The sequence below is a fragment of the Malaciobacter halophilus genome (assembly GCF_002837275.1).
In the GTDB taxonomy this organism is placed as follows: domain Bacteria; phylum Campylobacterota; class Campylobacteria; order Campylobacterales; family Arcobacteraceae; genus Malaciobacter; species Malaciobacter halophilus.
Genome location: NZ_NXIF01000096.1, coordinates 1 through 4,357, shown reverse-complemented (window position 1 = coordinate 4,357; position 4,357 = coordinate 1). Strand labels below are relative to the sequence as shown.

Annotated in this window: 6 protein-coding genes; all 6 read left to right on the top strand. The window is 23.0% G+C overall.

Going from position 1 to position 4,357, the window contains the following annotated elements:
* Positions 1 to 244 (top strand): hypothetical protein (locus tag CP960_RS13860; RefSeq protein WP_165777374.1); only part of this gene is annotated, 244 nt, incomplete at its 5' end.
* Positions 237 to 1,385 carry a glycosyltransferase family protein gene (locus CP960_RS13550; protein WP_101185988.1) on the top strand — a complete coding sequence of 383 codons (1,149 nt, stop codon included), beginning with the start codon at positions 237 to 239 and terminating at the stop codon, positions 1,383 to 1,385. The genes CP960_RS13860 and CP960_RS13550, both read left to right, overlap by 8 nt.
* Positions 1,366 to 2,133, top strand: coding sequence for a glycerophosphodiester phosphodiesterase (locus CP960_RS13545; protein ID WP_101185987.1), 768 nt, complete (start codon positions 1,366 to 1,368; stop codon positions 2,131 to 2,133). The genes CP960_RS13550 and CP960_RS13545 overlap by 20 nt, the downstream gene beginning before the upstream one ends.
* 2 nt (positions 2,134 to 2,135) lie before the next feature.
* Positions 2,136 to 3,143 (top strand): radical SAM/SPASM domain-containing protein, encoded by a 1,008-nt coding sequence (locus tag CP960_RS13540; RefSeq protein WP_101185986.1) that lies wholly within the window; start codon positions 2,136 to 2,138, stop codon positions 3,141 to 3,143.
* On the top strand, positions 3,140 to 3,895 hold the full coding sequence (locus CP960_RS13535; RefSeq protein WP_101185985.1) for a methyltransferase domain-containing protein: 756 nt from the start codon (positions 3,140 to 3,142) through the stop codon (positions 3,893 to 3,895). The genes CP960_RS13540 and CP960_RS13535 overlap by 4 nt, the downstream gene beginning before the upstream one ends.
* A partial coding sequence (locus CP960_RS13530) for a hypothetical protein (protein WP_133121165.1) occupies positions 3,879 to 4,357 on the top strand: 479 nt, incomplete at its 3' end. The genes CP960_RS13535 and CP960_RS13530, both read left to right, overlap by 17 nt.

Below are 4,357 nucleotides of genomic sequence, written 5' to 3'. Positions count from 1 at the left end.
CTACTTAGAGTGTGGGATTCCTATTTTAATAAATGAAAAATTCCACTCAATAGCAAAGATAGTAAAAAAATATAATTTAGGAATAATATTTAATAATAATGATTTAGAAAACTTAAATGATAAACTTAAAATATCACAAGATGAATATAATTTATTATGTAAAAATATAAAAAAATTTAGAAAAAATTTTACATATGAAAAAAAAGCAAAAATTCTAAGTAAAAAAGTAGGAATATATGAGTAAAGAAAACACTATAATTTTCATTCCTCCAAATGGTGAAATTTTTATAAATGATTTTACTATACAAAGAATATGTAAAGATTTAAAAAAATTTAAAAATATAAAAACTATTCTTTTAAAAATAGATAAAGTTAGAGGGTATGAAAAGAACTTTGACTATGTAGATTTGGTTATAGATGTCAATACTCAAAAAGATATAATAGAAAAAATAAATGAGATAAAACCTAAACTTATATTTCATAGATCTTGGATGCATGCTTATCCTTTTGCTGCAAAACTTGTTAAAAATTTTGACAATGTAATAGTTAATATAAAAGATTGGAATTTCTCTTCAAAAAAAGAGTATGAAATAATATTTGATAAAAATGCAACTAAAGATTTTAAAGCTATTAAATATATTTTTAAAAATGCAAAAAAAGTATTGTCTCACTATACAAAAGAACAAGCAAAAATTTGGTCAAAGAAATATAAAGTAAGTAAAAATAAATTTATTTTCTTTCCTGAGTATTGCAATAAAGAAAATTTTATTGATAATTTAACTCCTTATAATAAGAAAAAAAAATTAGTCTTTGCAGGAACCTTTGCACCCTCTTCTTATCCTCAAGAGACTTTTGTTACAAAATATAAGATTAGTGCATTAAGAAAAATCACATCAAAAAATATTTCTGTTACAATTTTTTTACCTGAAGGTGCATATAATTCAATGTTTAGTGATGATAAAAGAATACTTTTTCAAGATTTTTTATATGAAAATGAATTTAATACTTTTTTTACAATAAAAAAAGGGGAAATCTTAAATCCTAATATTTTAAAAGATTATCATTTTGGATTCCTAGTTTTAAAATACTCTACTAAAAAAAGAGAATTAAATAAGTTTGCAATTCCAAGTAAATTTGCTTTTTATTTAGAGGCTGGCTTACCTATTATTATAAATGATAAAATGAAAAGTTTAGCAAAAATTGTAAAAAAATATAATTTAGGAATAGTAATCCAAAATAGAGATTTAGAGAATATTAACAATATTTTAGAAATTTCAGAAAAAGAGTATAAAAGAAAAGTAAAAGCAATAAAAAAATTTAGAAAAAAGTTTACCTTAGAAAATTCTAAATTTAAAAAGGTTTTAGATGAAATTAGTAGTTCATAGAGGTACAAATATAAATTCAGAAGAAAATTCAATTGAAGGAATAAAAGAGATTAGGGAATTGACAAAAACTTCTATAATAGAAATAGATATTGTTCCTACAAAAGATAATAAATTAATTTTATTTCATGATTTATCGTTAAAAAGACATCTAAATATTGATAAATTAATCTTAGACTTTGACTTTGAACAATTAAATTCATTAAAAGATAATAAATCTTTTATTAGTTTAAAAGATATTATTCAGTTATTTCCTGAACAAAAATTTTTATTAGACTTTAGATGTAATTTTCATAAAGATTATTTCCCTGAATCTAAAATTGATATAGAAACTCTTAAGGATAATCTACTAGAAAAATATTTATCTGAACTTGAACTTCTAAATAATAAAAAGAATATAATTCTTATGTGTTCAGATATAACCAAAGCTAAATCCTTACAAAAACTAGGCTTTGAAGTAGATTTAAGTGAAAACTTCTTAAGGGGCTATTTAGATGAGATAAAAGAGAAAAAGAGTTTAAATTTTTTAGATTTTAAATTTTATAGAGTCCATATACAAAATAAGTTATTATCTAAAGATTTAGTAGAAATTTTCCATAAACATAATATAGAAGTATTTTCAACACCTTCTATGAAAAGATCTATAGAAAGTAGTAATATAATGTTAGAAAAAGCAATTGAACTAAAATGTGATGGAATCTGGCTTTCCCCAATTAACTCTAAAATCATAGATACTATAGAAAAGGCATAGCAATGAAATACCCTAAACATATAGATTTAGACTTAAGTAGTAAATGTAATATTCGATGTAGATTTTGTCACTTAACATTTTTCTCACCCAAAGAAATTACAGAATTTACAAAAGAGAATATAAAAAAAGTAGAACCCCTTTTCAAAAATTTAGAATCTATAACATTATTTAGTAAATATGAACCACTTACTTGCAAAGACTTTATTGATATTTTTAAAATCATTGATTCTTATAATATTGAGAGCTACTTCTCAACAAATGGAACCCTATTAAAAGAAGATATTGCAAATACAATTGTCGGAAAATTAAAATATTTAACTATTTCAATTACAGGTTTTACAAAAGAAACATATATTAAAAATATGGGTGTAGATAGACTTGAGACAGTAAAGAAAAACATCTCTTATTTAAATAAATTAAAAAAAGAAAAAAATACAAAATATCCTATTTTAAGAATATCTACAGTAGGACTTTTAGATGCTATACATGAATTAAAGTTGGCTATTGATTTTGCAAAAGAGATTGAAGCAGAAGAAGGCATACAAGTAACGTCATTTAAATCATTTAGTAGTGAGCTAAATCATTTAATGCCATTAAATGATAAACAATATTTTACAAAAACTACTGATGAAGCTATTGAATATGCTAAAAAACAAAATATTAAATTTATTCTTCAAAGTGGTTCTATTGTTGAAAATCAACAAAAAACAGAAGAGTTAGGACATAAGCACTGCAATATGCCTTGGTATAGATTATCTATTCAACCTAATGGAGATGTATATCCTTGTCCTGTTTCAAATAAAACAATTGGCAATATTTTTTCCTCACCAATATATGATATTTGGAAGTCTAATGAGATGGAAAAATTTAGAAATGGTGTTAATAATCTAGAAGAGATGAATGAAGATTGTAAAAATTGTACTCACTGTAGGCATAGGTCAATAACAAATATCAATGCAAATGATTACTCCTCAAAAGAGAAATACATAATGGGAATGAAAAGAAAATGAAAATAAATAGTTATCTTGAAAATGATGCTAGGTTAATAATGATTTATAATATAATAAGTACTATACATCAATTAAATCTATTTGAAAATAAATCTAGTATTATAAATATTGGTTCTTTTGATTTAATAGAAAAAGACAACACTAGTTTAGCTTTAAAACTATTGAACTCCTTAAACTTAAAAGCAACATTGAAAGAAATAGAGTCTTACATTGAAAAAAGAAGAATAAGTTCTAAAATACTTTGGGAAAAGCTTGGATTTAAAGACATAAAATTTATTGACCCTGATGGAGTTCATAACAGTATTCAAATTGATTTAAATGAAAAAATGGACAATCAGGAAATAAATAATAAAACTTTTGACGTAGTTACAAATTTTGGTACTACAGAACATATTTTCAATCAATATCAAGCTTTTAAAAGTATACATGATTTATGCAAAAAAGATGGACTAATGGTACATTCGTTACCGCTTCAAGGAGCATATGAGCATGGTTTTTTCAATTATCACCCGAATTTTTTCCATGCGTTAGCAGCTAAAAACAACTATGAGATTAAATATGCTGGGATAAGACATAAAAATCTTGAAAATTATAAACTGTTAGATTTAAAAAATTATTTACCAAATGATTTTTTAAAAAATATAAATGCATTTGATACACTTGGTTCATTATTTATTTTAAAAAAAACAACTAGTAAACCATTTGAAATTCCATTTCAAGGAAGATATGATAAATATGGAAAAAGTAACTAAAATCTACTCATATGAATTTAATTGGGCACAAATTGTATCCTCTTTTGAAAATGCAACACCACAATATATTGAAGTATCTAATAACAAAGGTGACTTTGCCTACTTCCAATATTTAAAAAGAGATATATCTAACGAAATAGCAGAATTAGAAAAAAATAAGTATTTTGATATTATTACTCCTTTTGATTACGGTGCTTTTTATTATACAAATAAAGAAATTTTAGAAAAATTACTAAAAGAGTTTTGCAAAAGATGTATAAATGAAAATATTATATCTGCATTTTTTAGATTTAATCCTTTAATCAAACAAGACTGGAATATAATAAATAAATATATAGATGTTAAACCTATTCAAGAGCATATCTATATTGATTTAAATGAAGAATACTTAAATAATTTTTCAAAAAGAAAACTAAGAAATATAAAAAAAGCTCAAAGCTTAAATCCAGAATTTATATCTAA

Excerpts from the sequence above, each read along its gene's own strand:
- CP960_RS13550 (WP_101185988.1), top strand. The coding sequence starts at position 237 with ATGAGTAAAGAAAACACTATAATTTTCATTCCTCCAAATGGTGAAATT.
- CP960_RS13545 (WP_101185987.1), top strand. The coding sequence starts at position 1,366 with ATGAAATTAGTAGTTCATAGAGGTACAAATATAAATTCAGAAGAAAAT.
- CP960_RS13540 (WP_101185986.1), top strand. The coding sequence starts at position 2,136 with ATGAAATACCCTAAACATATAGATTTAGACTTAAGTAGTAAATGTAAT.
- CP960_RS13535 (WP_101185985.1), top strand. The coding sequence starts at position 3,140 with ATGAAAATAAATAGTTATCTTGAAAATGATGCTAGGTTAATAATGATT.